Source organism: Roseococcus thiosulfatophilus (assembly GCF_017311575.1).
In the GTDB taxonomy this organism is placed as follows: Bacteria; Pseudomonadota; Alphaproteobacteria; order Acetobacterales; family Acetobacteraceae; genus Roseococcus; species Roseococcus thiosulfatophilus.
The window spans coordinates 78,150-103,170 of the sequence record NZ_JAFFQY010000002.1 but is presented as its reverse complement, the minus strand read 5'-3'; the positions used below and the strand labels follow the sequence as shown (position 1 = coordinate 103,170).

Here is a 25,021-nt window from a genome sequence, read left to right as displayed (position 1 = left end):
CCCCGCACCCTGCCTACTTCCACGCCATGACCCAGCGCCTCCGCATCGCCCTCGCGCAGATGAACCCCCATGAGGGCGCGCTGCGGACCAACGCCGCCAAGATCCGCCGGCTCCGCGCCGAGGCGGCCGCCCAGGGCGCGGACCTGCTGGTGACGCCCGAATTCAGCATCGCGGGCTATCCGCCCGAGGATTTGGTGCTGAAGCCCGCCTTCTACGACATGTGCTTGGCCGAGATCGAAGCCTTGGCGGCGGACACCGCCGATGGCGGGCCCGGCCTGATCGTGGGCGGCCCCTGGAGGGATTCGGGAAAACTCTACAACGCCGCCTACCTGCTGGATGGCGGCAAGGTCGTGGCCCGCCGCGCCAAGCACGAACTGCCCAATTACGGCGTCTTCGACGACAAGCGCGTCTTCGACGCGGGCCCGGCCCCCGGCCCCGTGGTGTTCCGCGGCACCCGCATTGGGCTGATGATCTGCGAGGATTGGTGGTTCCCCGCCGTCTCGGAAACCCTGGTGGAATCCGGCGCGGAACTGCTGCTCGCCATCAACGGCTCCCCCTTCGAGGTGGACAAGAGCGAGGCGCGCATTGACCTCGCGGTGTCGCGGGTGGTGGAGACGGGGTTGCCCTTCATCTTCCTCAACCAGAATTGCGGGCAGGATGAGCTGGTCTTCGACGGCGCCAGCTTCGTGCTGAACGCCGACCGCAGCCTGGCCGTGCGCCTGCCCTCCTTCACCGAGACCATGGTCGTCACCGACTGGGTGCGGGAAGGGGAGGGGTGGCGCTGCGAAGCCCAGCCGCTGGCCAAGCCGCTGGGCCATGAGGCGCAGATCTACGCGGCCATGACGCTCGGCCTGCGCGACTATGTGGAGAAGAACGGCTTTCCCGGCATCGTGCTGGGGCTGTCGGGCGGCATTGACAGCGCCCTCTCCGCCGCCGTGGCCGCCGATGCGCTGGGACCGGACCGGGTGCGGGCGGTCATGCTGCCCTCGCCCTACACCAGCGCGGAAAGCCTAGAGGATGCGGCGGAATGCGCCCGCCTGCTGGGCATCCGCTATGAGAGCGTGAATATCGGCCCCGCCATGGAGGCCTTCGCCGCCATGCTGGCGCCGGCCTTCGGCAACCGCCCGCCGGACATCACGGAGGAGAACATCCAGTCCCGCATCCGTGGCGTGACGCTGATGGCCATGTCCAACAAGTTCGGCGACATGCTGCTGACCACCGGCAACAAGAGCGAGATGAGCACGGGCTACGCCACCATCTATGGCGACATGTGCGGCGGCTATTCCGTGCTGAAGGATGTCTACAAGACCGACGTCTTCGCCGTCTGCCGCTGGCGCAACGCGAATGTCCCGCACGACGCGCTGGGCCCCCACGGCCCCGTGATGCCCGACCGCGTGATCACCAAGCCCCCCAGCGCCGAGCTCAAGCCCGACCAGAAGGACCAGGACACCCTGCCGCCCTATGACGTGCTGGACGCCCTCCTCATGGGCCTCGTCGAGGAGGAGCGCGGCGTGGATGAGATGGTGGCCAAGGGCTTCGACCGCGCCCTGGTCTTGCGCGTCTGGCGCATGCTGGACCGCGCGGAATACAAGCGCCGCCAGGCGCCCCCCGGCGTGAAGATCGGCCGCCGCGCCTTCGGCCGCGACCGCCGCTACCCCATCACCAACGGCTTCACGGGGCTGATCGCATGAGCGAGGAATTGCTCGCCCCGCCGGAGGGGCTGGAGGTCCGCATCCTGGACCTCTCCGGCGCCAATGGCACGGAGCCGGTGGAGGTGGTGCGCGGCTTTACCTCGCTCGCCCACGCCAATGCCTTCGCCCGCCGGCGTGTGCGCGACAGTGTCGAAATCTGCCGCGCCCGCGGCATGACGCCCGAGCAGGTGCGCGACGCCTGGTTCGCCTTCGGTGAGGATGCCGAGGTGGGCGGCGTGGAGGACGGCGCCTGGAAAAGCGCCACCGAACTCGCCCATTTCACCGCCACCCCCTGCCGCGACCGGGAGGAGCGCAACTGGCGCATGCTCGACCCGCGCGGCGACGCCGCCGAAGACGACGGCGAGGAATAGGCCCCAGATGAAACTCCGCTTCGCCCCCTCTCCCACGGGGCATCTGCATGTGGGCAATGCCCGCATCGCGCTCGCCAACTGGCTCTTCGCCCGCAAATCCGGCGGCCACCTGCTGCTGCGGCTGGACGACACCGACACCCAGCGCTCCCGCCAGGACTATGCCGAGGCGATCGAGGAGGACCTCCGCTGGCTCGGCCTCGACTGGGATGAGCTGGTCCGGCAGTCCGACCGGCTGGACCGCTACGCCGCCGCCGCCGAGGCGCTGAAGGCCTCGGGCCGCCTCTACCCCTGCCTCGAGAGCGAGGAGGAACTCGCCTATAAGCGCGAGCAGCAGCGCCGCGCCGGCCGCCCGCCCCTCTATGACCGCGCGGCCCTCAAGATGACGCCGGAGCAGCTTTCCCGCGCCATGGCCAATGGCAAAGTGCCCTATTGGCGCTTCAAGCTGTCCAACACCACGGTCGAATGGCAGGACCATGTGCTGGGCCGCCGCGCGGTGAAGCTCACCGCCATCAGCGACCCGGTGCTGGTGCGCGCCGATGGCTCGCCCCTCTACACCTTCACCTCCGTGGTGGACGACTTGGACATGGGCATCACCCATGTGATCCGGGGCGAGGACCATGTGACCAACACGGGCATCCAGCTCGACCTCTTCGCGGCGCTGGGCGGTGATCCGCGCAAGCTGGCCTTCGCGCACCTGCCGCTGCTGACGGATGCCGATGGCGGGCCGCTGTCCAAGCGCATCGGGTCCCTCTCGCTGCGGCAGCTGCGCCGCGACGGGATCGAGGCGGCCTCCATCACGGGCTACCTGGCGGGGCTGGGCACCTCGCACGACCCCGTGCCGGGGGCGCCGCGTGACCTGCTGAACGGCTTCGACCTTGGCGCCGTCTCCCATTCCTCGCCGCGCTTCGACCCGCGGCAGATGATGGGGCTGAACCGCAAGCTGCTGCACGCGCTGCCCTTCGCGGAGATCGCCCCCCGCCTGCCCGAGGGCGCCACCGAGGCCTTCTGGGACGCGGTGCGCGGCAATCTCGACACGCTGCCCGAGGCCAAGCACTGGTGGGAGGTGGTGCAGGGCCACATCGCCCCCATCTCGCAGCCCGATGAGGCCGAATACCTGGCCCATGCAAGCGAGAACCTGCCCGCCGAACCCTGGGACGACGCGACCTGGACCGCCTGGACCAACGCGCTCAAGGCCATCAGCGGCCGCAAGGGGAAGGGGCTGTTCCTGCCGCTGCGCCGCGCCTTGACGGGCGAGGACCAGGGCCCCGACATGAAGCAGCTTCTGCCGCTGATCGGCCGCGCGCGGACCGAGGCGCGGCTGGCGGCCTCGCTCCAGCCTTGAAACAAGGGCCCAAGCGGGCGCATAACCCCCGCATGGGCCAGAGCAAGACCTGTCGCTGACGACATCGCGCCACCTGCCGCGCGCCCGCCAGCCCATGCCCTCACGGATTTCCCAGATGCCCCAGCTTCGCTTCCACAACAGCCTGACCCGGCGCGAGGAGGCGTTCACGCCGCTCGATGCCGGCCATGTGCGCCTCTATGTCTGCGGCCCCACCGTCTATGACCTGGCGCATCTGGGCAACGCCCGCCCCGTGGTGGTCTTCGACGTGCTGGCCCGCCTGCTGCGGCGCCTCTATCCGCGCGTGACCTATGCGCGGAACATCACGGACGTGGACGACAAGATCAACGCCCGCGCGCGCGAGACCGGCCAGCCCATCAGCGCCATCACCAGCCGCACCACGGCCGATTTCCACCGCGACATGGCCGCCCTGAACTGCCTGCCCCCCGATGTGGAGCCGACGGCCACCGGCCACATCGCGGAGATGATCCAGCTTACGGAAAAGCTGATCGCCCGCGGCCACGCCTATGCGGCGGAAGGCCATGTGCTGTTCAGCGTGGGCAGCTTCGCGGATTACGGGAAGCTCTCCGGCCGCAACCAGGATGAGCTGCTGGCCGGCGCCCGCGTGGACGTGGCCCCCTACAAGCGCGACCCCGGCGATTTCGTGCTGTGGAAGCCCTCCGACGCCGACACCCCCGGCTGGGACAGCCCCTGGGGCCGCGGGCGTCCGGGCTGGCATATCGAATGCTCCGCCATGTCCTGGCGGCATCTGGGCGAGACCTTCGACATCCATGGCGGCGGGCATGACCTGCTCTTCCCCCACCATGAGAACGAGGTGGCCCAATCCCGCGCCGCCTTCGGCACCCCCTTCATGGCCCACACCTGGCTGCACAACGGCATGTTGCTGGTGGATGGCGAGAAGATGTCGAAGAGCCTCGGCAACTTCATGACCGTGCAGGACGTGCTAGCGCGCGGGTCCTGGGCGGGCGAGGCCTTTCGCCTGTTGCTGCTGCGCACGCATTACCGCTCCGCGCTGGATTTCACCCTGGCCGCGCTGGACGAGTGCAAGGCGGAACTGGACGACTTCTACGCCATGCTGGCCCGCCCCGCGCCCGAGGCCGAAGCACCCGCCGCCATGGTGGACTGGGTGCTGGAACCCCTGCATGACGATTTGAACACGCCGCTGTCGCTGGCCCGCCTGCGCGACCTCCGCACGCTGGAGAACGTCGCCTCCGTCGGCGGCTCCCCCGCCGCCGTGCATGCCCGCACGCCCAGCGCCTGGGACCCGGCACCGGGCGAGGCGCGCGCCGCCATTCTCGAAGCCGCGCAAATCCTGGGCCTGCCCCTGCACGATGCCGCCCTCTGGCGCCAGGGCGGCGGCGATGCCGAGGTCGAAGCCGCCATCGCCGCCCGCCTCGCCGCCCGCGCCGCGAAGAACTGGGCCGAGGCCGACCGTATCCGCGACGACCTCAAGGCCCAGGGCATCATCCTGGAGGATGGCGCCGGCGGCACGACCTGGCGGCGGGCGTGACGCCGTGACCGGCGCCACTCCGCCCCTTTCGCGGCCGATTCACGTCCTTGGCTGCGCCAAGGCCGATCGGACGCTATCCGCGCGGCCGATTCACGCCCTTGGCTGCGCCAAGGCCGATCGGACGCGGGCCTGATGCGCGAGGAAGGCGCCGCCCCCCTCGTGGTACCGGAGGGCGAGACGCCCATCATCGTCCTCGTCCGCCCGCAACTGCCCGAGAACATCGGCACCACCGCCCGCGCCATGGCCAATGGCGGGCTGTTCCACCTGCGCCTCGTGGCGCCGCGCGAGGGCTGGCCCAAGGAACGCGCCTGGGCCGCCGCCTCGGGCGCCGACCGGATCCTGGACGCCGCCACCGTGCACCCCACGGTGGACGACGCCATCGCCGATTGCCACCGCGTCTTCGCGACCTGCCCGCGCCCGCGCCACGTCATCATGCCCGTCATGACCGCCCGCGCCGCCGCCACCGAACTGCGCAGCCTGCGCGCCCGCAACCTCCGCACCGCCATCCTCTTCGGCCCCGAGCGCGCGGGGCTGGAGGCCGAGGACCTGGCCCGTGCCGACACGCTGGTGCGCTACCCGCTGAACCCGGAATTCCCGTCATTGAACCTGGCCCAGGCCGTCATGGTGCTGGCCTATGAATGGTGGGTGGCGGCCGACGAAACCCTGCCCGTGCGGCTGCAGACCCACAAGACCGGCGTCGCCACGCGCGACTCCCTCGAAAACTTCATGGGCCACCTGATCGCGGAGCTGGACGCCTGCGGCTTTCTCCGCAACGAGGCGAAGCGCCCCGGCATGGTGCGGAATTTGCGCCATTGGTTCACCCGTGGCGAAGTGACGGAGCAGGAGCTGCGCACGCTGCACGGCGTGGTGGCCGAGCTCTCGCGCGGCCGCATGCGCCATGGCCGCCCCGAACCCGACGCCCCAAGGACCCCCGATGATGACTGAAGACGAGGCCCACGCCACGTTGCGCGCCCGCGGCCGGCAGGAGATGCGCGAAATCCTGGGCACCCCCTTCACCGAGGCGCATGACGCCGCGACCACGCCCTTCACCGCGCCGGTCGCCGCGCTGGTGGAGGAGATGGCCTATGCCAGCCTCTGGACGCGCCCGCATCTGGACCGCAGGCAGCGCAGCCTCATCACGCTGGCCATGCTCTGCGCGCTGAACCATCCGGAGGAGTTGCGCATCCATCTCGTCGCCGCGCTGAACAATGGCTGCACGGCGGAGGAAATCCGCGAGGTCTTCACCCACGCCGTCGCCTATTGCGGCTTTCCCTCCGCCATTGACGCGTTGCGGATGGCGGAGACGGTGCTGAAGGAAGAGGGGAAGCTGTAGCGCGACGTTCCCCCTTGGGCGTTTGCGTCGTCCGCCCAGCCGTGGCGAAATGACCTGGCGCGGCCAAAGCCGGGAGGAACGAAGATGAACGAACAGGAAGCCCACGACGCCCTGCGCGCCCGCGGGCGGCAGGAGATGCGCGAAATCCTGGGCGCCGCCTACACCGACGCCCGCGACGCCAGCACCACCCCCTTCAACCAGGCCGTCCGCGCCCTGTCCGAGGAAATGGCCTACGCCACCCTCTGGACGCGCCCGCATCTGGACCGCAAGCAGCGCAGCCTGATCACGCTGGGCATGCTCTGCGCGCTGAACCACCCGCACGAACTCCGCATCCATCTGGTGGCCGCGCTGAACAATGGCTGCACGGCGGAGGAGATCAGCGAGGTCTTCACCCACGCCGTCGCCTATTGCGGCTTCCCGGCCGCCATTGATGCGCTGCGGATGGCGGAGCAGGTGCTGAAGGAACAGGGCAAACTGTAAGCCTGGATCGGTGCGGCTGCTTCGCGCCGTCGGCGCCGATCAGGCGCCCTCCATCCGCGGGTCCGGCACCCTGGCCGCCGCCAGCACATCCACGCGCGCCGCGCCGCCCGCCAGCAGGGCGCGGGCGCAGGCATCGGCCGTGGCGCCGCTGGTCAGCACGTCATCCACCAGCACCACCCGCCGCCCGGCCAGCAACCGCGCCGCACCCGGTGCCAGGCCGAAGGCGCCTTCCAGCTCCATCGCGCGGTCGCGCGCGCCCATCTCGCCCAGGGGCCGCGTCCGCCGCAGCCGTCGCAGCAGCAGGGGCCGGTGCGGCACGCCCGACAGGCGCGACAGCGCCGCCGCCAGCAGCGCCGCCTGGTTGTGCCGGCGCGCAAACAGCCGCCAGCGGTGCAGCGGCACGGGCAGCAGCATGTCGGCCTCGGCCAGCAATTCGCGTCCCGCGCGGGCCATGTGGCGGGCGAGGGGGCGGGCCATCTCCACCGCGTCACGGTGCTTGAAGGGCAGGATCAGCGCCTTGGCGCCCGCGTCATAGCGCAGCGCCGCGCGGGCAGCGGTGAAGGCGGGGGGCGCTTCCACGCAGGCGTCGCACCAGGCGCCATCGGCCATGGGCGTGCCCATGCCCGCATGGGGGAAGGGCACCCCGCAGCGCGCGCAATAGGGCGCCGAGACGAAGGCCAGCTTGCCGAAGCAGGTGGCGCAGAGCCCGCCCTGCGCGTCCACCGGGGCGTCGCAGGTCAGGCAATGGGGGGGCAGCAGCGCGTCCAGCGCGCCGAGGCCCAGACGCCTTAACGCCCCCGCTACCAAGCCCCGAAGGGCGCGTCACCGTCCCGCGCCACCTCATGCACCAGGTCAATCTCCCAGGAGAGATAGGCGTGCATGGCCTCCTCGATGCCGCTGTTGCGGTCATAGGGGCGCAGATACCAGTCCACGCAAGCCTCGTCTGGGGGGTTCTGCCGGTCGGTGGCGATGGGCAGGCCGGCGGCGCGCCAGGCGGCGACCCCGCCTTCCAGCACCCGCGCGCCCAGGGTCTCCGCCGCGGCCAGATGCGCCAGCAGCGGGTCCGGCGCCGTGATGACGACCGGCCCCGTAATCTCCGGCAGCCGCCCGCGCACCGCCCAGACGCTGCCCGGGATATGCCCGGCCCGGAAATCAATGGACCGCGCGAGATCCACCACCGTGACGCCCGTCTCCTTGGCCAGCGCCTCCGGCGTCACGACGGGCGCCGAGGGCGTGTGCGTCAGCGACGGCACCCAGGGCCCCGTCTCCAGCTGGCCCGAGAGCGGGTCGGTGACGACGAACACCTCCCACCCCCCCATCAGCCGCAGCCAGGAGGCGCTCATCCGCGCGCGCACCGTGTCATTGTCGGCCAGGATCACGCGCGCGCCGCGCACCGCGATCCATTGGTCGGTGGCCTGCACCAGCTGCCCGCCGGGCGCGTGGCGGAAGCCCGGAATGTGCCCGGCCGCGTATTCGTCCAGCGCGCGGACATCCAGCGTATAGGTGGTGCGGGAGGGGTCGGCGCGCATCGCCTCGGCCTCGGCGCGGCTGCATTCACGCACGCCAGTGCGGGACGCGAAGGCCGTGGCGCGTTCCAGCGCCAGGCCGGCGGAGGCGGGCGTGCCGGGCGGATAGCTCGCGCTCTGCCCGCGCGCCACCTGCAACCCGGCCAGCTCCCACCCCATGGTGCCGTTGCGCAGCGCCACGACCTTGTTGCGCACGCCCGCCTGCCGCAGGCTCTCCGCGCCCATGATGCTGCGGGTGCGCCCCGCGCAATTCACGACGATGGTCGTCTCGGGGTTGGGCACCAGGTCGGCGATGCGATAGGCCAGCTCACCCCCCGGCACGTTCACCCCGCCGGGGATGGACATGCGGTGGAACTCATCCATCGGCCGGCTGTCGAGGATGACGAGGTCCGTCCCCGCCTTCACCAGCGCGTCCAGCTCCGCCGCGTCCAGGCTCTCGGTGCCGTAGTGGTGCTCCACCCATTCGCCGAAGGCCTTGGAGGGCACATGCACGCCCGTGAAGACCACGAAGCCCGCCGCCTCCCAGGCCGGGGTGCCGCCTTGCAGCACATGGACATCGGTTGCGCCGATTCCCTCCAGGAAGGCCGCGAGCTTCTCCGCGTAACCCTCGCCGCCATCCACGCAGACCACCGTCGCATCCAGCCGCGGCAGCAGCGCCCGCGCCCGCAGTTCCCGCTTGGAGAGCGGGCAGGGGACAGCCCAGAACAGGTGCCCGTGGCCGAACTCGCCCTCCTCGCGCGCGTCGAGGATGGCCAGTTCGCGCCCCGCGCCGATCCACGCCTTCAGCGTGGCCGCATCCACCAGGCGCATCAGCGGTCGGTGCCGGCGGTCGGCTTCATGAAGCTCTTGTTGTAGAAGCTGACCTCGCCGGTCTTGTCGTCGAAGGCGCGGCGGCCATCCAGCTTCTCCAGCGCCAGCCCATACATGTGCAGGTGGCGCGTCGGGCGCTCGCCGGTGGTGTGGATGGAGTGGATGTCCTCCGGCATCAGCGCGATGCCGCGGCCGGGCTCCACCATGATCTCCTCGCGCACGCGCATCTCGCAGCGCGCGGGGTCGGACCCGTCATCCACCCGGTCATAGACCTTGTTCAGCTCCTGCCCGTCCACGGCGACGACCACGGCCCAGGTGGTGTGGTCATGCGGCTTGGTGGAATTGCCGGGGTTCAGCGCGTTCAGATAGAGGGCGAAGCGGTTGTTGTCCTCCTCGCGCAGCAGATAGCGGTTGCTGCCCTTCTCGCCATTGGGCGGGGGCGGGAATTCGCTGGAGGGGAAGAGGTGCTCCTGGGCCGCCAGTTGCAGCAGCTCGGCCTTGATGGCCTCCAGCGCCTCGCGCGTCACACCCATGCGGCTCTCGATCTCGCGCACGCGGCCGACGGCGGCGGCGACGGCGGCGGTGCGGGCCGCCTTCACATCCATGGTGTTCATGGCTCGGTTCCTCCTCGATGCGGCCCCGATGCTACCCCCGCTTGCGCCGGGGCGCCACGGGCCGCACATGAACTCGGTGGAAGCCGCACCCGAGATCTTCGACCGCACCCTGCTCGCCCGCCGCCGCGCCCGCGCGGCCCCGCGCGTGCACGAGGTGGCGCCCATCCTGGACGCCGCCGCCGAAATCCTGCTCGACCGGCTGGACGACACCACGCGCCGCTTCACCCGGGCGCTGGATCTCGGCGGGCGCGGCGCCGTCGCCCCGCGCCTCGCCGCGCGCGGCATCCCCTTCATCGTGTCCATGGACCTCGCCGCCCCCATGGCCGCGCGCGCGGGCGGCATGCCGCTCGCCGCCGATGAGGAATGGCTCCCCTTCGCACCGCACAGCTTCGACCTGATCGTGGCCAGCCTCAGCCTGCACATGGTGAATGACCTGCCCGGCGCGCTGGTCCAGCTGCGCCAGGCGCTGGCGCCGGATGGGCTGTTCCTGGCCAGCCTGCCCGGCCTCGGCACGCTGCAACCGCTGCGCGAAGCCCTGGCCGCCGCCGAGAGCGAAACCCGCGGCGGCATCTCGCCCCGCGTCTCGCCCTTCCCGGAACTGCGGGACCTCGCTTCCCTGCTGCAACGCGCGGGCTTCGCCCTGCCGGTGGCGGACCAGGACCGGTTGTCGCTGGAATGGCGCCACCCCATGGCCCTGGTGGCCGACCTGCGGGCCGCGGGCGAAACCAACGCCATCCGCGCCCGTGACCCGCGCACGCCCCCGCGCGCCCTGTTCCCCCGGGCCTTCGCCGGGCTGCCGCTGCGCCACGATGCGCCCCTGCTGGTGATGACCGGCTGGGCGCCCCATGACAGCCAGCAAAAGCCCGCCCGCCCCGGCAGCGCCACCACCCGCCTGGCCGACGCCCTGGGCACCACGGAACACAAGGCGGGCGACCGGGCGGGGTAGGGGGCGCCCGGTGCCGCCGGGGAGGGCGCTGCCCTCCCCGGGCCCCTCCCGCCGAGGGCCTTGGCCCTCGGAACCCGTCTCATGGCCATTTGCAGGGAGGGGCATGGTGCGTTCGTGACCACAGGCGCGCCTGTGACGCCCCTCCCTGCAAATGGCCATCACATATGGGGTCAGGGGCCCACGGCCCCTGGCGGGGGTGGTCTGGCGGGGGCGGCAGCCCCTGCCAGCGGGCCCAGGCGCGCCCTTACCCGCCTAGAGCCGCCTTCACCAGCGGGCCGGCCTTGGCCATGTCCAGGCTGGCGGCGTGCTTGGCTTTCAGGGCGGCCATGACCTTGCCCATGTCCTTGATGGAGGTGGCGCCGGCCTCCGCCACGGCCTGCTGGACGGCGGCGGCCATGGCGGCCTCGTCCATCTGCTGGGGGAGGAAGGATTCGATGACGGCGATCTCGGCCTCTTCCTTCTCGGCCAGTTCCGGCCGGTTGCCCTGGCGGTAGAGCTCCACGGATTCGCGCCGCGACTTCGCCATGCCGCGCAGCATGGCGATGATGGCGGCGTCATCCACCGGCGGACCGGGGCGGGCGGCGATGTCGGTGTCCTTGAGCTTGGCCGTGATCATGCGCAGGGCGGCGGTGCGCGGCGCGTCCTTGGCGAGCATGGAGGTCTTGAGTTCGGCGGTGAATCGGTCGCGCAGGCTCATGGCGGGCTTCCTATGCGTGGAGGGTTTTTCCCAGGGCGTGTGATCTCGCCTTGAAGTGGGAAGTGATTTCCCACATAGTCTAGCCCATGCGCAGTGTGGAAGACATCCTCGCCCTCATGGGCGGGGCCGAAGCGGCCGCCGCCACCTGTCAGGTGGGAACCGAGGCTATCCGGAAATGGCGCCAGGCCCGCGCCATCCCCGCCCGTCATTGGGCCGCCGTGATGCAGGCCACCGGCCTTCCGCTGGACGCCCTGCCCGGGGCACCCTCCTCCACGCCGCGCCCACAAAAGGAAACGCCGATGACCGAGACCGCCCCCGAAGGTGCCACCGCCGCCCTGGTGCTGGATGATGGGAGCGTCTTCTGGGGCCGCGGCTTCGGCGCGCATGGCACCGCGGTGGCCGAGATCTGCTTCAACACCGGCATGACGGGCTACCAGGAGACGCTGACGGACCCCTCCTACGCCGCGCAGATCATCGCCTTCACCTTCCCGCATATCGGCAATGTCGGCACCAACCCCGAGGACATGGAGGCGGCCAACCCCGTCTGCCGCGGCCTGGTGGTGAAGCAGGACGTGACCGAACCCGCCAACTACCGCGCCACGGCGCACCTGCAGGATTGGCTGAAGCGCCACAACATTCCCGGCATCGCGGGCGTGGACACGCGGGCGCTGACCATCCGCATCCGCGATGGCGGCGCGCCCAATGGCGTGCTGGCCTTCCCGGCCGATGGCCGCTTCGACATCCCGGCCCTGGTCGCGCAGGCGAAGTCCTGGCCCGGCCTGGAGGGGATGGACCTGGCGAAGGACGTCACCGCCCGCCAATCCTATGCCTGGGAGGAGACACGCTGGTCCTGGGGCACGGGCTTCGGCAAGCAGGAGGCCCCGCGCTTCCGCGTGGTGGCGCTGGATTATGGCGCCAAGCGCAACATCCTGCGCTGCCTGGCCGATGCCGGCTGTGCCGTGACCGTGCTGCCCGCCACCGCCACCGCCGAGGATATTCTCCGCGAAAAGCCCGACGGCGTGTTTCTCTCCAACGGCCCCGGCGACCCGGCGGCGACCGGCGCCTATGCCGTGCCCGCCATCCAGGCGGTGCTGGATGCGCGCATTCCCACCTTCGGCATCTGCCTGGGCCATCAATTGCTGGCGCTGGCGCTGGGCGCGCGCACCTACAAGCTGGACCGCGGGCATCGGGGCGCCAACCAGCCCGTGCAGGACCTCGCCACCGGCAAGGTGGAAATCACCAGCCAGAACCATGGCTTCGCGGTGGATGCCTCCACCCTGCCTTCCACGGCCAAGGTGACCCACATCAGCCTCTTCGACGGCAGCAATGAGGGCATCGCGGCCACCGACCGCCCGGCCTTCAGCGTGCAATACCACCCCGAGGCCAGCCCCGGCCCCAGCGACAGCCACTACCTCTTCCACCGCTTCGTGGCGATGATGGCGGAGGCCAAGGCGGCCTGAACCACAAAGGGAGGGGTTTGCGATGTTCGACCTGTCAGGGCGCGTGGCCCTCGTCACCGGGGGCAATGGCGGCATCGGGCTCGGCTTCGCGCGGGGGCTGGCACGCAATGGCGCCGCCGTGATGGTGGCCGGGCGCGACCCGGCCAAGAACGCGGCGGCCGTCACGGCGCTGGAGGAACTCGGCGCCACCGCCGCCAGCGTGGAGGTGGACGTCACCGACCCGGACTCGCTGAAGGCCATGGTGGCCCGCTGCGTGGAGGTGCTGGGGCGCCTCGACATCCTGGTGAACAATGCCGGCACCAATATCCGCCGCCCGCCCGAGCAGGTGATGCTGCAGGACTGGCACACGGTGCTGAACACCAACCTGACGAGCGCGATGTTCGCGGCCCAGGCGGCGCACCCCTACCTCAAGGCCGGGGGCGTGGGGCGCGTGATCAACAACGGCTCCATGCTCTCCATCTTCGGCATGCCGCTGCACGCGGCCTATGCCTCCTCCAAGGGGGCGGTGGTGCAGTTGACCAAGTCCCTCGCCACGGCCTGGGCCAAGGACGGCATCACGGTGAACTGCGTGCTGCCGGGCTGGATCGACACCGACCTGACGCGCGGCGCCCGCCGCGACATTCCGGGCCTGGACGAGAATGTGCGCGCCCGCGCCCCCGCCGGCCGCTGGGGCACGCCCGAGGATTTCGAGGGGATTGCGGCCTTCTACGCCTCCGACGCCGCCGCCTACATCACGGGCACATCCATCGCGGTGGATGGCGGCTACTCGATTCAGGGCTGACCATGGAACTGCCCGCCTGGATGCGCTTCGAGGAGCTGTCGGCCGCGCATCCGCGCGTGCTCTCGCTGCGCGCCACCGAGCAGTTCCTGCTGCTGGCCAGCTACAAGCTGTGGCGCGAGGATGTCTCGCCCATTGATGGCGCGGCGCTGGACAAGCTCCGCAGCCGTCTCTCCCCTTACCCCCGGCGCGAGCAGAACCTGCAATTCGGCCGCAACGTGCTGGAGACGGCGCTGGAACGCCTCAGCACCGCCGGGCTGATCGAGCTGGGCGAACACGGCCTCACCCCCGCGCTGCGCGCCGTGGACGAGATCGAACGCGCCATGGGTCAGGGCAAGCGCGATGTGGAGCCGATGCTGCGCCGGCTGCTGGAGGGCTGAGCGCATGCCTTCGCTGGACACGCTGCTGGTCTTCGCCGCCCTTTCGCTGGGGCTCGCCATCACGCCGGGCCCGAACATGCTCTACCTGGTGTCGCGCTCGCTCGCGCAGGGGACGCGGGCGGGAATGGTTTCGCTGATCGGCTGCCAGGCGGGGTCGCTCGCCATCATGCTCTGCGCGGCGGCGGGCATCACCGCGGCGTTGCTCGCCATCCCCTATGCCTGGGATGCGCTGCGGCTTGGCGGCGCGGCCTATCTCATGTGGCTGGCCTGGCAATGCGTGCGGCCGGGGGGCGAGCCGCTCTTCGCGCCCCGCGCCCTGCCGGCCGAGCCGGATGGGCGGTTGTTCGCCGTGGGCTTCGCCACCGCCGCGCTGAACCCCAAGGTGGCGCTGTTCTATGTGGCGGTGCTGCCGCCCTTCCTCGACCCCGCGCGGGGCAATGTCTTCGTGCAGGCGGCGATATTGGGCGCGGTGCAGATTGGCCTTTGCACCGCCTTCGACGCGGTGCTGGTGCGGGGTGCGGCGGCCACCGCGCGCTTCCTGGGCAGCAACCCGGGCTGGATGGCGGTGCAGCGCTGGCTGCTGGGCGGCGCGCTGGCGCTGATCGCGGTGAAGCTGGCACTGACCGATGGGCGGAGCGGCTGATGGCTGATACCCTTCTCACCCTCTTCGCGCTCGGCGCGCTGCTGGCGGGCACGACGCTGGTGGCGCTGGTCACGGTCATCGCGCTCGGCGGCTTCATCCGCCGGCGCAGCGTGGCCTTCGGCACCTCCATGCTCATGCTGGGCCTGCTGCTGCACGCCATCGGCTTCGCGCCGCCGGGCAACCCGTGGCCCGTGGTGATCCTGGTCGGCGTGTCGCACGGCATCGCGGCGCTGGTGCTGTGGTGGAAGGGCAGGGTGGCGCGATGACCGGCTTCCTCCTCGGCCTCATGGCGCTGGGCTATTCGGGCCTGGTGCTGTTCTGGATGGCGCATTCGCTGAAGAAGCTGATGCGCCCGCTGCGCGCGGCCATCGGCGCCTTCGCCCTGTCCTGCATCGTCCACAGCGTCACCCTGCTGATGCTGGAGCCCGAGCACGTGCCCACCGCCTTCGCCCTCTGGGGCGTGCCGCATCTGCTGCTGCTGCCGGCCCTGCTGTGGTCGGCCTGGAAACAGGAAAAGGGGGGGCAAGCGTGACCCAGATTCTCATCATCCTGCAGGGGCTGCTCTACACGGGGCTGGTCGTGACCATGCTCTCGCGCGTCACGCAGCGGCGCTGGCCCGGCACGCCGGGCATCCTGGCGGCGGCCGCGGCCTCGCTCGCCGCCCACCTGCTGCTGACCCTTCTCATCCCCGCGCCCTGGCACGTCACCTGGTGGGTGTTCGTGATCCCGGGCCACATCCTCACCCCCGCGCTGCTGGTCTTCCTGGCGCGGCGCAACACAGGCGGCTGACCATGCCCAAGCGCACCGACATCCAATCCATCCTCATCATCGGCGCCGGGCCGATCGTCATCGGCCAGGCCTGCGAGTTCGACTATTCGGGCGCCCAGGCCTGCAAGGCGCTGCGCGCCGAGGGCTATCGCGTCATCCTGGTGAACTCCAACCCCGCCACCATCATGACCGACCCCGGCCTGGCGGACGCGACCTATATCGAGCCCATCACGCCCGAGGTGGTCGAGAAGATCATCGCCAAGGAACGCCCCGACGCGCTGCTGCCCACCATGGGCGGCCAGACCGCGCTCAACACCGCGCTGAAGCTGGACGCGGCGGGCGTTCTCACGAAATACGGCTGCGAGCTGATCGGCGCCAAGGCCGAGGTCATCGACAAGGCCGAGGACCGCCAGAAGTTCCGCGATGCCATGAGCAAGATCGGCATCGAGAGCCCCCGCAGCGCCATCGCGCACAGCATGGACGAAGCCCGCGCGGCCCTCGAACAGGTGGGCCTGCCCTGCGTGATCCGGCCTTCCTTCACGCTGGGCGGCACGGGCGGCGGCATCGCCTACAACCGCGAGGAGTTCGAGCAGATCATCGCCGCCGGCCTCGACGCCTCCATGACCAACGAAGTGCTGGTCGAGGAAAGCGTGCTCGGCTGGAAGGAGTTCGAGATGGAGGTGGTCCGCGACCGCGCGGACAACTGCATCATCATCTGCTCCATCGAGAATCTGGACCCGATGGGCGTGCACACCGGCGACAGCGTGACCATCGCCCCCGCCCTGACGCTGACCGACCGCGAATACCAGCGCATGCGCGACGCCTCCATCGCCTGCCTGCGCGAGATCGGCGTCGACACGGGCGGGTCGAACGTGCAGTTCGGCATCAACCCGGCCGATGGCCGCATGGTCATCATCGAGATGAACCCGCGCGTGTCGCGTTCCTCCGCGCTGGCGTCCAAGGCCACGGGTTTTCCCATCGCCAAGATCGCGGCCAAGCTCGCCGTCGGCTACACGCTGGACGAGCTGAAGAACGACATCACCATGGTGACGCCGGCCAGCTTCGAGCCGACGATCGACTATGTGGTGGTGAAGATCCCGCGCTTCACGTTTGAAAAATTCCCCGGCACGCCGGCCACACTCACCACCTCCATGAAGAGCGTGGGCGAGGCCATGGCCATCGGGCGTTCCTTCGCGGAAGCCCTGCAGAAGGGGCTGCGGAGCCTGGAGACGGGGCTTTCGGGCCTCGACGAGGAAGCCCCCCCGGGCGATGGCAGCTTCGAGGCCTTCCACGCCAGCCTCGCCTCGCCCCGCCCCGACCGCATCCTGACCGTGGCCCAGGCGCTGCGGGCCGGCATGTCGGTGGATGCCATCCACGCCGCCTGCAAGTTCGACCCGTGGTTCATCCGCGAGATCGCGCGCATCGTGGACGCCGAGAAGGTGGTCCGCGAAAACGGCCTGCCCCGCACCGCCCAGGCGCTGCGCGCGGTGAAGGCGCTGGGCTTCTCCGACAAGCAGCTCGCCCGCATCACGGGCCAGAAGGAGGAGGCGGTGGCCGCGGCGCGCGAAGGCTTGGGCGTGCGCCCCGTCTACAAGCGCATCGACACCTGCGCGGCGGAATTCGCCTCCGACACGCCCTACATGTATTCGACCTATGAGGGCGGCTATGGCGACCCCGTCTGCGAATCCCGCCCCACGAACGCGAAGAAGGTGGTCATCCTGGGCGGCGGGCCCAACCGCATCGGCCAGGGCATCGAGTTCGACTATTGCTGCGTCCATGCCTGCTATGCGCTGTCCGCCAAGCATGGCGGGGCAGGCTTCGAGACCATCATGGTCAACTGCAACCCCGAGACGGTCAGCACCGACTACGACACCTCCGACCGCCTCTACTTCGAACCGCTGACGCCCGAGGACGTGATCGCCCTGATCCGCCGCGAGCAGGAGAGCGGCGAGGTGATGGGCTGCATCGTGCAGTACGGCGGGCAGACGCCGCTGAAGCTCTCCCAGGCGCTCGACAAGGCCGGCATTCCCATCCTGGGCACCAGCGCCGAGGCGATTGACATCGCCGAGGACCGCGAACGCTTCCAGCTTCTGCTGCGCGGCCTGGGCCTCAAGCAGCCGCAGAACGGCACCGCCCGCACGCTGGACGAGGCGGAGGCCGAGGCCGCGCGCATCGGCTACCCGGTGGTGGTCCGCCCGAGCTACGTGCTGGGCGGGCGGGCCATGGAGATCGCCCACAATGCCGAGCAACTGCGCCGCTTCGGCGTGGAGGCGGTGCGCGTCTCCGGTGAGAACCCCATCCTGATCGACCAGTATCTCCAGGACGCGATCGAGGTGGATGTGGACTGCATCGCCGACGCCGATGGCCAGGTCTATGTGGCGGGCGTCATGGAGCATATCGAGGAGGCCGGCATCCATTCGGGTGACAGCGCCTGCTCGCTTCCGCCCTATTCGCTCCCGCCCTCCATCGTGACGGAACTCAAGGCCGAGACGGAGGCCATGGCCCGCGCGCTCAAGGTGCGTGGCCTGATGAACGTGCAATACGCGGTGAAGGATGGCGAAATCTACGTGCTGGAGGTGAACCCCCGCGCCAGCCGCACCGTGCCCTTCGTGGCCAAGGCCACGGGCGTGGCCGTCGCCAAGATCGGCGCGCGCGTCATGGCCGGCGCGAAGCTCGCGGAGTTCAAGCTGGATGACGACGCGGTGTCCGGCCATGTCGCGGTGAAGGAGGCGGTCTTCCCCTTCAACCGCTTCCCCGGCGTGGACGTGCTGCTCGGCCCCGAGATGAAGTCCACCGGCGAGGTCATGGGCCTCGACACCAGCTTCGAGCGCGCCTTCCTCAAGTCGCAGATGGGGGCGGGGGTGAAGCTGCCCGAATCCGGCACCGCCTTCATCAGCGTGCGCGAGGGCGACAAGGCCGCCGCCGTGGGCCTGGCGCGGCGCCTGTCGGACCTCGGCTTCCGCATCATGGCCACCCGCGGCACGGCGTCCCGCCTGCGCGAGGCGGGGCTTGAGGTCGCGCTGGTGAACAAGGTGCTGGAGGGCCGGCCGCATTGCGTGGATGCCATCAAGTCCGGCGAGATCCAGCTGGTCATCAACACCTCGGGCGGCGGGCGCAGCGTGTCGGACAGCTTCGACATCCGCCGCTCAGCCTTGACCCAGGGGGTGCCGCACTACACAACCATGGCGGGTGCCCGCGCGGCGGTGGGGGCGATCACGGCGCTGCGCACGCAGAGTCTTGATGTGGCGCCCCTCCAATCCTACTCTACCACGTCATTCTGACCTCACGGGTGGGGGCGATCAGGCACCCACCCCTCCCCCCTTCGTCGCCGGCGATGTGCAACGGGTTTTGCCGGCGAGAAGGGCATCTTTGAAGGAAGACTGCCCGTGCAGAAGTTCCCGATGACCGCCGAGGGGCTGGCCAAGCTGGAAGAGGAACTGCGGCATCTGAAATCCGAGGAGCGCCCGGCGATCATCCGCGCGATCGCGGAGGCGCGGGCGCATGGCGACCTGTCGGAGAATGCCGAGTATCACGCCGCGCGGGAACGCCAGTCCTTCATCGAGGGCCGCATCGGCGAACTCGAATCCATCATCCCCTCCGTCGAGGTCATTGACGTCTCCAAGCTCACCGGCAACCAGGTGCGCTTCGGCGCCCGCGTCACCATCGTGGACGAGGAGACGGAGAAGGAGACCACCTATCGCATCGTCGGCCAGTATGAGGCGGACATGAAGACGGGCTCCATCTCGCTCTCCTCCCCGCTCGCCAAGGCGCTGATGGGCAAGACGGTGGGCGACAGCGTCGAGGTCCCGGCCCCCGGGGGCGCGCGGGCCGTGGAGATCACGGCCGTCGCCTACAGCTGAAGGCGCGCCACATGTCCGCAGACGCCGCGGTGGCGCTGGGCACCAAGCCCGCCGTCACCCTCGCCGACATCCGCGCGGCCGCCGAGCGCATCAAGGGCGCCGTCATCCGCACGCCCACGCTGGAGAACCCGGCCGTCAGCCGCGCCGCCGGCACGCGGGTGATGCTCAAGCTGGACAACCTCCAGGCCACCGGCGCCTTCAAGGAAAGGGGCGCGGCCAACCGCCTCGCGCTGCTGACGGCGCGGGAGAAGGCGGCGGGCGTCATCGCCATGTCGGCCGGCAACCACGCCCAGGCGGTGGCGCGGCACGCCCAGCTGGCAGGTGTGGCGGCCACCATCGTCATGCCGCGCTTCACCCCGGCCACCAAGGTGGTCCGCACGGAGTTCTGGGGCGCGCGCGTGGTGCTGTTCGGCGAGAGCCTGGCCGAGGCCGCCTCCCACGCCCATGAGCTGGCGCTGCGCGAGGGGCTGACCTTCATCCACCCCTATGACGACCCGGCCGTGATCGCGGGGCAGGGGACCATGGCGCTGGAAATGCTGGAAGATGCGCCGCAGATCGAGGTGCTGGCCATCCCGGTCGGCGGGGGCGGCCTGTGTTCCGGCGTCGCCACCGCCTTGGCGGAGCTGCGCCCCGGCATGCCGGTCTTCGGCGTCGAGGTCGAAGGCTACCCCGCCATGGCGCAGCGCCTGGCGGGCCAGCCCGTCTCGGTCGGCGGCCCCACCATCGCGGAAGGCATCGCGGTGCGCGATGTGGGCGAGAAGGCCGTGGCCATCCTGCGCAACCTGGGCGTGGAGGTGCTGCTGGTGCCCGAGCGCGCGGTGGAACAGGCGGTCGCCCTGTTGGCCGAGGGCGCCAAGGTGGTGGCCGAGGGCGCCGGCGCCGTGGGCCTGGCCGCCGTGCTGACCCATCCGGACCGCTTCAAGGGAAGGGTGGTGGGCACCACCGTCTGCGGCGGCAATATTGACGCACGCGCGCTCTCCAACGTGCTGTTGCGGCAATTGCTGCGGGACGGGCGCATCCTGCGCCTGCATTTCGACATTCCGGACCGACCGGGCGTGCTGGCCGACATCTCGAAGCGCATTTCCGACGTGGGCGGCAACGTCATCGAGGTGAAGCACCAGCAGCTTTTCGGCGCCCCCACCGTGCAGAGCACGGAGCTTCACCTGATGGTGGAGGTGCGCGACGCCGCCCAGGGCGATGCCATCATCGCCGCCAGTGAGGCGGGGGGCTACGTCGTGCGGCGCGGCTGAAGGCCGGGTCGCCGCACGCGAGACGCGTTGGCGGCGCGGCTGAAGGCCGGGTCGCCGCACGCGAGACGCGTTGGCGGCGCGGCTGAAGGCCGGGTCGCCGCACGCGGGAAGAGTTGGCGCCGAGGCTGAGCCGCCTCAGCAGCTTCCCGTGTAGCGCCAGCTTTGCTGCCCGCGCGTCTGTGCGTTGATCGAGCGCCTCTGCCGTTGCAGGCATTCCGTGCGGGCCCGTTGCCGCGCCCACCAGGCATCATCCTGCCCGCGCGTGGGGGCGCGCGTGACGGGGCGCGATCTTCCGCCGCCACCGCCGCCGGTGCAGGCGGCGAGCAGGGTAAAGGCTGCCAAGGGCAGGATGACGCGACGTCGCAACGCTTCTCTCCCTGAATGTAACAGTTCCCAGTTTTCGGAGAATGATGGGGGCTGTCAACCTTTGGTGGTGTTCGGCGGGCCTGCAACCATGTCCTCGCACGCCAAACGAAAAGGGGCGCCTTTCGGCGCCCCTTCCCAAGTCCAGCCTTGAAGGCCCTGTCTGTGCGGCCGATTCAAGGCTTCGGTGAAACCATCGAAGCCGATCGGACGCCGCGTCAGCGCAGGACGATTTCCACGCGGCGGTTCTGAGGCTCGCGCACGCCCTGGGCGGTCGGGACGAGCGGACGATCGAAGCCGAAGCCCTGGATCGTGATCTCGTTCCGGTTGATGCCACGGCGCACCAGCTCGGCGGCCACCGCCTCGGCGCGACGCACCGACAGACGTTGGTTGTAGGCGGCGGCACCGGTGCGGTCCGCGTGGCCCGAGACCTCGATGCGGGTCGAGGCGACGGTGCGGGCGTTGGTGGCGGCCTCCGCGATGATCTGGCGGGCGCGGTCGGTCAGGTCAGCGCGATCCCAGTCGAAGAACACCAGGAAAGTGCGGGCCGGGGCAGGGGCCGGGGCGGGCGCCGGGGCCACGACCGGCGCGGGCGCCGGCGTGCCGAAGGCATAGCGCAGGCCCATCAGCACGGCGTGGTTGTGGTTCTCGCCGCGGAAGCTGCCGCGCGTCTCGACCGCGGTGAAGCGGGCCGAACGGGCGTCGCGCTCGCGCGTGTTCAGGTAGCGGTACTCGGTGGTCAGCGACAGGCCGGGAACGACCGCGTCCAGCCCGACCGCGATGCCCGCGATGCCCTGGAAGGCCAGGCGGCCCGAGCCCTTGATGACCGCGACGGAGGAGCCGGCGAAGTCGCCACGCACGTCGTCGTAGTCGCTCCACATGTAGCCGAGGCCGGCGCCGACATAGGGGTTGATCGAGAAGCCGCCGAAGCTCAGCCCCACCGGGATGTCGTAATAGGCGTTGCCCATCACGCCGTACTGGGCGAGCCAGCCCTGCGAACGGTTCGCCCGCACGCCGCCGGCGGTGATGTTGTGCACGCCGTTGTGGCGGTAGGACGCCTCGACCTCGGCGCGGATGCCGTTGCCGAAGGCATAGCCGGCGTTCAGCACGATGATGTGACCGGTGCTGAAGTTGATGCGGCCGCCGACGGGGCCGAAGTTGCCGTTTTCATGCGAATGGAAATTGGCGCCCGCGCCCAGGCCCACATAGAAGCCCGTGGCCGGCTGCGTCTGCGCGGAGGCGCCGGTCACGGCCAGGGCCATCGCGCCAAAGGTCGCGGCACCGAGGATCGTATTCTTCATCTACCCGCTCTCCGTTCTTCGAATGTCAAGTTTCCTATGCGACAAATACGTATGGCATTCCAAGCCTCCCGCCCCGCTTTCGGGGAGGTTTCCCGCGATGTGTTGCCGCAAGCACACAATGTCATTCCCGGGCCACAGCCGATGAATTTCGCGCAGGCCGTGCAACCTTTGCGAAAATCAGCGTTCGGCTCACCCCTTTTCGGCCACGGGAGAGAGCGGCACGCCCGGCGCGTTCTTGGCGGTGCGGATGGTCTGCAGGGTCTGCACCCGCAGCACGGTCTGCGCCCCGGTCAGCCGCCCGGTCAGCTCATTCTCATGGGCGGTGTCGCGCGCCACCAGGCGCAGCAGGAAGTCGCCGCCGCCGCGGATCATGTGGCATTCGCGCACCTCGGGCCAGGCGGTGACCTCGGCCTCGAAGGCGTCCAGCACGGCCTGCTTCTGGCTTTCGAGTCCCACGATGGCGAAGAAGGTCACCTCGAAGCCCAGCGCCTGCGGGTCCAGCTCGGCGTGATAGCCGCGCAGCACGCCGGCCTCCTCCAGCCGGCGCACGCGGCGCAGGCAGGGCGGCGCGGACAGCCCCACCCGCTGCGCCAGCTCCACATTGGTGATTCGCCCATCCGCCTGAAGCTCGGCCAGGATGCGGAGATCCATCGCGTCCAGCGCGGCGGAGGTCGGAGTTTCGTTGCTTTGGGGCGACATGGCGCGCAATATCCTTGCGGATGTGCGCGGTTGCAAGCGTCCCGCTTGTGGCGCGCGCCAAGATGGGCAGATATGCGTTTTGGACACGCCAGCAGCCGGAGCCCCAAGGTGCCCGCAACTCATTCTCGCCGCCTCCTGATCATCGGCGCAGGGCCCGCCGGTTACACCGCCGCCATCTACGCCGCCCGCGCGGGCCTCAAGCCGATGCTGGTGGCCGGGCTGCAGCCGGGCGGCCAGCTCACCATCACCACCGATGTCGAGAATTATCCGGGCTTCGCCGAGGCCATCCAGGGCCCCTGGCTGATGGAGCAGATGCGCGCCCAGGCGGAGCATGTGGGCACCGAGATCCAATATGACCTCGTCACCCGCGTGGACCTGGCCCAGCGCCCCTTCCGCTGCGAGCTGGATGGGGGCGACGTGGTCCTGGCCGATTCGCTCATCATCGCGACCGGCGCCCAGGCGCGCTGGCTCGGCATCCCGGGCGAGGCCGCGCTGTCGGGCTTCGGCGTCTCGGCCTGCGCCACGTGCGACGGCTTCTTCTTCCGCGGCAAGGAGGTGGCCGTGGTGGGCGGCGGCAATTCCGCGGTGGAGGAGGCGCTCTATCTGTCGAACCTGGCGCGCCATGTGACGCTGGTACACCGCCGCGATTCGCTGCGGGCCGAGCGCATCCTGCAACAGCGCCTCTTCGCGAAGGAGAACGTGACCGTGCTCTGGGACATGGTGACGGAAGAGATCCTGGGCACGGAGGCCGCCCGCCCCGTGGCCCGCGCGCTGGCCCTGCGCCACGCCAAGACGGGCGAGCGGCGGGAACTGGCCGTGGACGGGGTCTTCGTGGCCATCGGCCATGACCCCGCCACCGCCCTGTTCCGCGGCCAGCTCGACATGGACGAGGGCGGCTACCTGACGGTGACGCCCGGCGGCACCCGCACCAGCATCCCCGGCGTCTTCGCGGCCGGCGACGTGGCGGACAAGGTCTATCGCCAGGCGGTGACGGCCGCCGGCACCGGCTGCATGGCCGCGCTGGACGCGGAGAAGTTCCTGGCCGGCATCGAGACCGCGGCCGAGAAGGCGGCCGCGTGATGCCGCTCGACTGGGACAAGCTGCGCGTCTTCCACGCGGTGGCCGAAGCCGGCTCCTTCACCCATGCGGGCGAGACCCTGGCGCTGAGCCAATCGGCCGTTTCGCGGCAGATCCAGGCGCTGGAGGAGGCACTCTCGGTGCCGCTCTTCCACCGCCACGCGCGGGGGCTGATCCTGACCGAGGCGGGCGAGACGCTGAACCGCACCGTGCGCGAGGTCTTCGCCAAGCTCGCCATGACCGAGGCGCTGCTGACCGAGGGGCGGGAACGGCCCGCCGGCCGCCTCAAGATCACGACCACCACGGGCTTCGGCGGTTCCTGGCTCGCCCCCCGGCTGCACCGCTTCCTGGAGGCCTATCCCGAGATCAACGTCTCGGTGGTGCTGGATGATGCCGACCTCGATCTGGCCATGCGCGAGGCGGATGTGGCCATCCGCATGCACGCCCCCCGCCAGCCCGACCTGATCCAGCGGCACCTGGCCACCTTCGGCTGGAAGGTGGTGGGCAGCCCCGACTACCTGAAGCGCATGGGCATGCCCCAGCGCCCCGAGGATCTCGACGCGCACCGCCTCATCGTCTGGGGCGACTACCGTCCGCCGGTCGAGGAGATCAACTGGCTGGCCGAGATCGGCCGCAAGACGGGGCAGGGGCGGCGTGGCTCGGTGGAGGTGAACAGCCTCAATGGCATGTTGCGCGCCGTGCAGTCGGGCCTCGGCATCGCCGCCATGCCCGACTACATGGGGCCGGAGCTGGACGGGCTGGTGGCCGTGCTGCCCGAGCTGAAGGCGCCCAAGATCAACGCCTATTTCGTCTATCCGGAGGAGATGCGGGCGTCGAAGCGGGTTTCCGTGTTCCGGGATTTCCTCGTGACGGAACTCACCCAGGCACAAGGCTGAGGGGGCACAAGGCTGAGGGGGCCCAAGGCCGAGGGCCCATCGCGCACGACAACACGCGGGGGCACCGCACACTACCCGTCAGAGTTGCATGTCTTTGTGTGCCTCGCGTGACTTTTCTGCGGCAAATCCCTTCGTCAGGCGCATGACTGGCCCGAAGATTTGACGCATCCGCATGACCCGGGAGTGATTACATTGCCGGTATCGGTTG

The 25,021-nt window shown here is 70.2% G+C and carries 26 protein-coding genes; 20 read left to right on the top strand and 6 right to left on the bottom strand.

All coding sequences use genetic code 11. The annotated features are described in order from the left end of the window. The first annotated feature begins 26 nt into the window (after nucleotides 1–26). The 7 genes from JTN19_RS01370 (at nucleotide 27) to JTN19_RS01340 (ending at nucleotide 6,745) form a co-directional block, all read left to right on the top strand. Nucleotides 27–1,691 (top strand): NAD+ synthase, encoded by a 1,665-nt coding sequence (locus JTN19_RS01370; RefSeq protein ID WP_206929412.1) that lies wholly within the window; start codon nucleotides 27–29, stop codon nucleotides 1,689–1,691. Continuing rightward, nucleotides 1,688–2,062 carry a hypothetical protein gene (locus JTN19_RS01365; protein WP_206929410.1) on the top strand — a complete coding sequence of 125 codons (375 nt, stop codon included), beginning with the start codon at nucleotides 1,688–1,690 and terminating at the stop codon, nucleotides 2,060–2,062. Before JTN19_RS01370 ends, JTN19_RS01365 begins: the two co-directional genes overlap by 4 nt. Before the next feature lie 7 nt (nucleotides 2,063–2,069). After that, entirely contained in the window at nucleotides 2,070–3,404 is a 1,335-nt protein-coding gene (gene gltX / locus JTN19_RS01360) for a glutamate--tRNA ligase (protein ID WP_206929408.1), read from the top strand. A 115-nt stretch (nucleotides 3,405–3,519) separates the two neighbouring features. Continuing rightward, nucleotides 3,520–4,932 (top strand): cysteine--tRNA ligase, encoded by a 1,413-nt coding sequence (cysS, locus tag JTN19_RS01355; protein ID WP_206929406.1) that lies wholly within the window; start codon nucleotides 3,520–3,522, stop codon nucleotides 4,930–4,932. A 132-nt stretch (nucleotides 4,933–5,064) separates the two neighbouring features. Next, complete coding sequence (locus JTN19_RS01350; protein WP_408901842.1) at nucleotides 5,065–5,877, top strand: RNA methyltransferase; 813 nt, start codon at nucleotides 5,065–5,067, stop codon at nucleotides 5,875–5,877. Then, nucleotides 5,867–6,265, top strand: a complete 399-nt coding sequence (locus JTN19_RS01345) for a carboxymuconolactone decarboxylase family protein (RefSeq protein ID WP_206929404.1) — start codon at nucleotides 5,867–5,869, stop codon at nucleotides 6,263–6,265. The genes JTN19_RS01350 and JTN19_RS01345 overlap by 11 nt, the downstream gene beginning before the upstream one ends. 84 nt (nucleotides 6,266–6,349) lie before the next feature. Next, nucleotides 6,350–6,745, top strand: a complete 396-nt coding sequence (locus JTN19_RS01340) for a carboxymuconolactone decarboxylase family protein (protein WP_206929402.1) — start codon at nucleotides 6,350–6,352, stop codon at nucleotides 6,743–6,745. A gap of 39 nt (nucleotides 6,746–6,784) precedes the next feature. Here the strand turns inward: JTN19_RS01340 and JTN19_RS01335 are convergent, their stop codons facing one another. The 3 genes from JTN19_RS01335 to JTN19_RS01325 are packed head-to-tail and all read right to left on the bottom strand — an operon-like array spanning nucleotide 6,785 to nucleotide 9,695. Then, nucleotides 6,785–7,552, bottom strand: coding sequence for a ComF family protein (locus tag JTN19_RS01335; RefSeq protein ID WP_206929401.1), 768 nt, complete (start codon nucleotides 7,550–7,552; stop codon nucleotides 6,785–6,787). Continuing rightward, nucleotides 7,546–9,081 carry a rhodanese-like domain-containing protein gene (locus JTN19_RS01330; RefSeq protein WP_206929399.1) on the bottom strand — a complete coding sequence of 512 codons (1,536 nt, stop codon included), beginning with the start codon at nucleotides 9,079–9,081 and terminating at the stop codon, nucleotides 7,546–7,548. The genes JTN19_RS01335 and JTN19_RS01330 overlap by 7 nt, the downstream gene beginning before the upstream one ends. Next, on the bottom strand, nucleotides 9,081–9,695 hold the full coding sequence (locus JTN19_RS01325; protein WP_206929398.1) for a cysteine dioxygenase family protein: 615 nt from the start codon (nucleotides 9,693–9,695) through the stop codon (nucleotides 9,081–9,083). The genes JTN19_RS01330 and JTN19_RS01325 overlap by 1 nt, the downstream gene beginning before the upstream one ends. Before the next feature lie 67 nt (nucleotides 9,696–9,762). Between JTN19_RS01325 and JTN19_RS01320 the strand changes: the two genes are divergently transcribed. After that, nucleotides 9,763–10,641: a methyltransferase domain-containing protein gene (locus JTN19_RS01320; protein ID WP_206929396.1), complete on the top strand. Its 879-nt coding sequence runs from the start codon at nucleotides 9,763–9,765 to the stop codon at nucleotides 10,639–10,641. A 244-nt stretch (nucleotides 10,642–10,885) separates the two neighbouring features. On the opposite strand, the gene JTN19_RS01315 is transcribed toward JTN19_RS01320, so the two are convergent. Beyond that, nucleotides 10,886–11,338: a GatB/YqeY domain-containing protein gene (locus JTN19_RS01315; RefSeq protein ID WP_206929394.1), complete on the bottom strand. Its 453-nt coding sequence runs from the start codon at nucleotides 11,336–11,338 to the stop codon at nucleotides 10,886–10,888. 86 nt (nucleotides 11,339–11,424) lie between these two features. Here JTN19_RS01315 and carA point away from each other — a divergent pair, with 86 nt between their 5' ends. The 10 genes from carA (at nucleotide 11,425) to JTN19_RS01265 (ending at nucleotide 20,477) form a co-directional block, all read left to right on the top strand. Then, complete coding sequence (gene carA / locus JTN19_RS01310; RefSeq protein ID WP_206929393.1) at nucleotides 11,425–12,798, top strand: glutamine-hydrolyzing carbamoyl-phosphate synthase small subunit; 1,374 nt, start codon at nucleotides 11,425–11,427, stop codon at nucleotides 12,796–12,798. 22 nt (nucleotides 12,799–12,820) lie between these two features. Next, on the top strand, nucleotides 12,821–13,579 hold the full coding sequence (locus JTN19_RS01305) for an SDR family NAD(P)-dependent oxidoreductase (protein WP_206929391.1): 759 nt from the start codon (nucleotides 12,821–12,823) through the stop codon (nucleotides 13,577–13,579). A gap of 2 nt (nucleotides 13,580–13,581) precedes the next feature. Next, complete coding sequence (locus JTN19_RS01300; RefSeq protein WP_206929389.1) at nucleotides 13,582–13,956, top strand: hypothetical protein; 375 nt, start codon at nucleotides 13,582–13,584, stop codon at nucleotides 13,954–13,956. A gap of 4 nt (nucleotides 13,957–13,960) precedes the next feature. Next, nucleotides 13,961–14,599 carry a LysE family translocator gene (locus JTN19_RS01295; RefSeq protein WP_206929387.1) on the top strand — a complete coding sequence of 213 codons (639 nt, stop codon included), beginning with the start codon at nucleotides 13,961–13,963 and terminating at the stop codon, nucleotides 14,597–14,599. Beyond that, a complete protein-coding gene (locus JTN19_RS01290; RefSeq protein WP_206929385.1) occupies nucleotides 14,599–14,865 on the top strand; it encodes a hypothetical protein in 267 nt (88 codons plus the stop codon). The genes JTN19_RS01295 and JTN19_RS01290 overlap by 1 nt, the downstream gene beginning before the upstream one ends. Further along, the gene (locus JTN19_RS01285; RefSeq protein WP_206929383.1) at nucleotides 14,862–15,131 is read left to right on the top strand and encodes a hypothetical protein; all 270 of its coding nucleotides are present in this window, start codon (nucleotides 14,862–14,864) and stop codon (nucleotides 15,129–15,131) included. The genes JTN19_RS01290 and JTN19_RS01285 overlap by 4 nt, the downstream gene beginning before the upstream one ends. Next, nucleotides 15,128–15,388 (top strand): hypothetical protein, encoded by a 261-nt coding sequence (locus tag JTN19_RS01280; RefSeq protein WP_206929381.1) that lies wholly within the window; start codon nucleotides 15,128–15,130, stop codon nucleotides 15,386–15,388. Before JTN19_RS01285 ends, JTN19_RS01280 begins: the two co-directional genes overlap by 4 nt. A 2-nt stretch (nucleotides 15,389–15,390) precedes the next feature. Then, complete coding sequence (carB, locus tag JTN19_RS01275) at nucleotides 15,391–18,648, top strand: carbamoyl-phosphate synthase large subunit (RefSeq protein ID WP_206929379.1); 3,258 nt, start codon at nucleotides 15,391–15,393, stop codon at nucleotides 18,646–18,648. 105 nt (nucleotides 18,649–18,753) lie between these two features. Then, a complete protein-coding gene (greA, locus tag JTN19_RS01270; RefSeq protein WP_206929370.1) occupies nucleotides 18,754–19,227 on the top strand; it encodes a transcription elongation factor GreA in 474 nt (157 codons plus the stop codon). A gap of 11 nt (nucleotides 19,228–19,238) precedes the next feature. After that, nucleotides 19,239–20,477, top strand: a complete 1,239-nt coding sequence (locus tag JTN19_RS01265) for a threonine ammonia-lyase (protein ID WP_206929369.1) — start codon at nucleotides 19,239–19,241, stop codon at nucleotides 20,475–20,477. Nucleotides 20,478–21,058: 581 nt separating this feature from the next. On the opposite strand, the gene JTN19_RS01260 is transcribed toward JTN19_RS01265, so the two are convergent. Both JTN19_RS01260 and JTN19_RS01255 read right to left on the bottom strand, forming a co-directional pair. Then, nucleotides 21,059–22,141 (bottom strand): OmpA family protein, encoded by a 1,083-nt coding sequence (locus JTN19_RS01260; protein WP_206929367.1) that lies wholly within the window; start codon nucleotides 22,139–22,141, stop codon nucleotides 21,059–21,061. A 189-nt stretch (nucleotides 22,142–22,330) separates the two neighbouring features. Then, the gene (locus JTN19_RS01255; RefSeq protein ID WP_206929366.1) at nucleotides 22,331–22,840 is read right to left on the bottom strand and encodes an Lrp/AsnC family transcriptional regulator; all 510 of its coding nucleotides are present in this window, start codon (nucleotides 22,838–22,840) and stop codon (nucleotides 22,331–22,333) included. 72 nt (nucleotides 22,841–22,912) lie between these two features. Between JTN19_RS01255 and trxB the strand changes: the two genes are divergently transcribed. Then, nucleotides 22,913–23,920, top strand: a complete 1,008-nt coding sequence (gene trxB / locus JTN19_RS01250; RefSeq protein ID WP_206929364.1) for a thioredoxin-disulfide reductase — start codon at nucleotides 22,913–22,915, stop codon at nucleotides 23,918–23,920. Further along, complete coding sequence (locus tag JTN19_RS01245) at nucleotides 23,920–24,813, top strand: LysR family transcriptional regulator (protein WP_206929362.1); 894 nt, start codon at nucleotides 23,920–23,922, stop codon at nucleotides 24,811–24,813. Before trxB ends, JTN19_RS01245 begins: the two co-directional genes overlap by 1 nt. The last annotated feature ends 208 nt before the right edge of the window (nucleotides 24,814–25,021 follow it).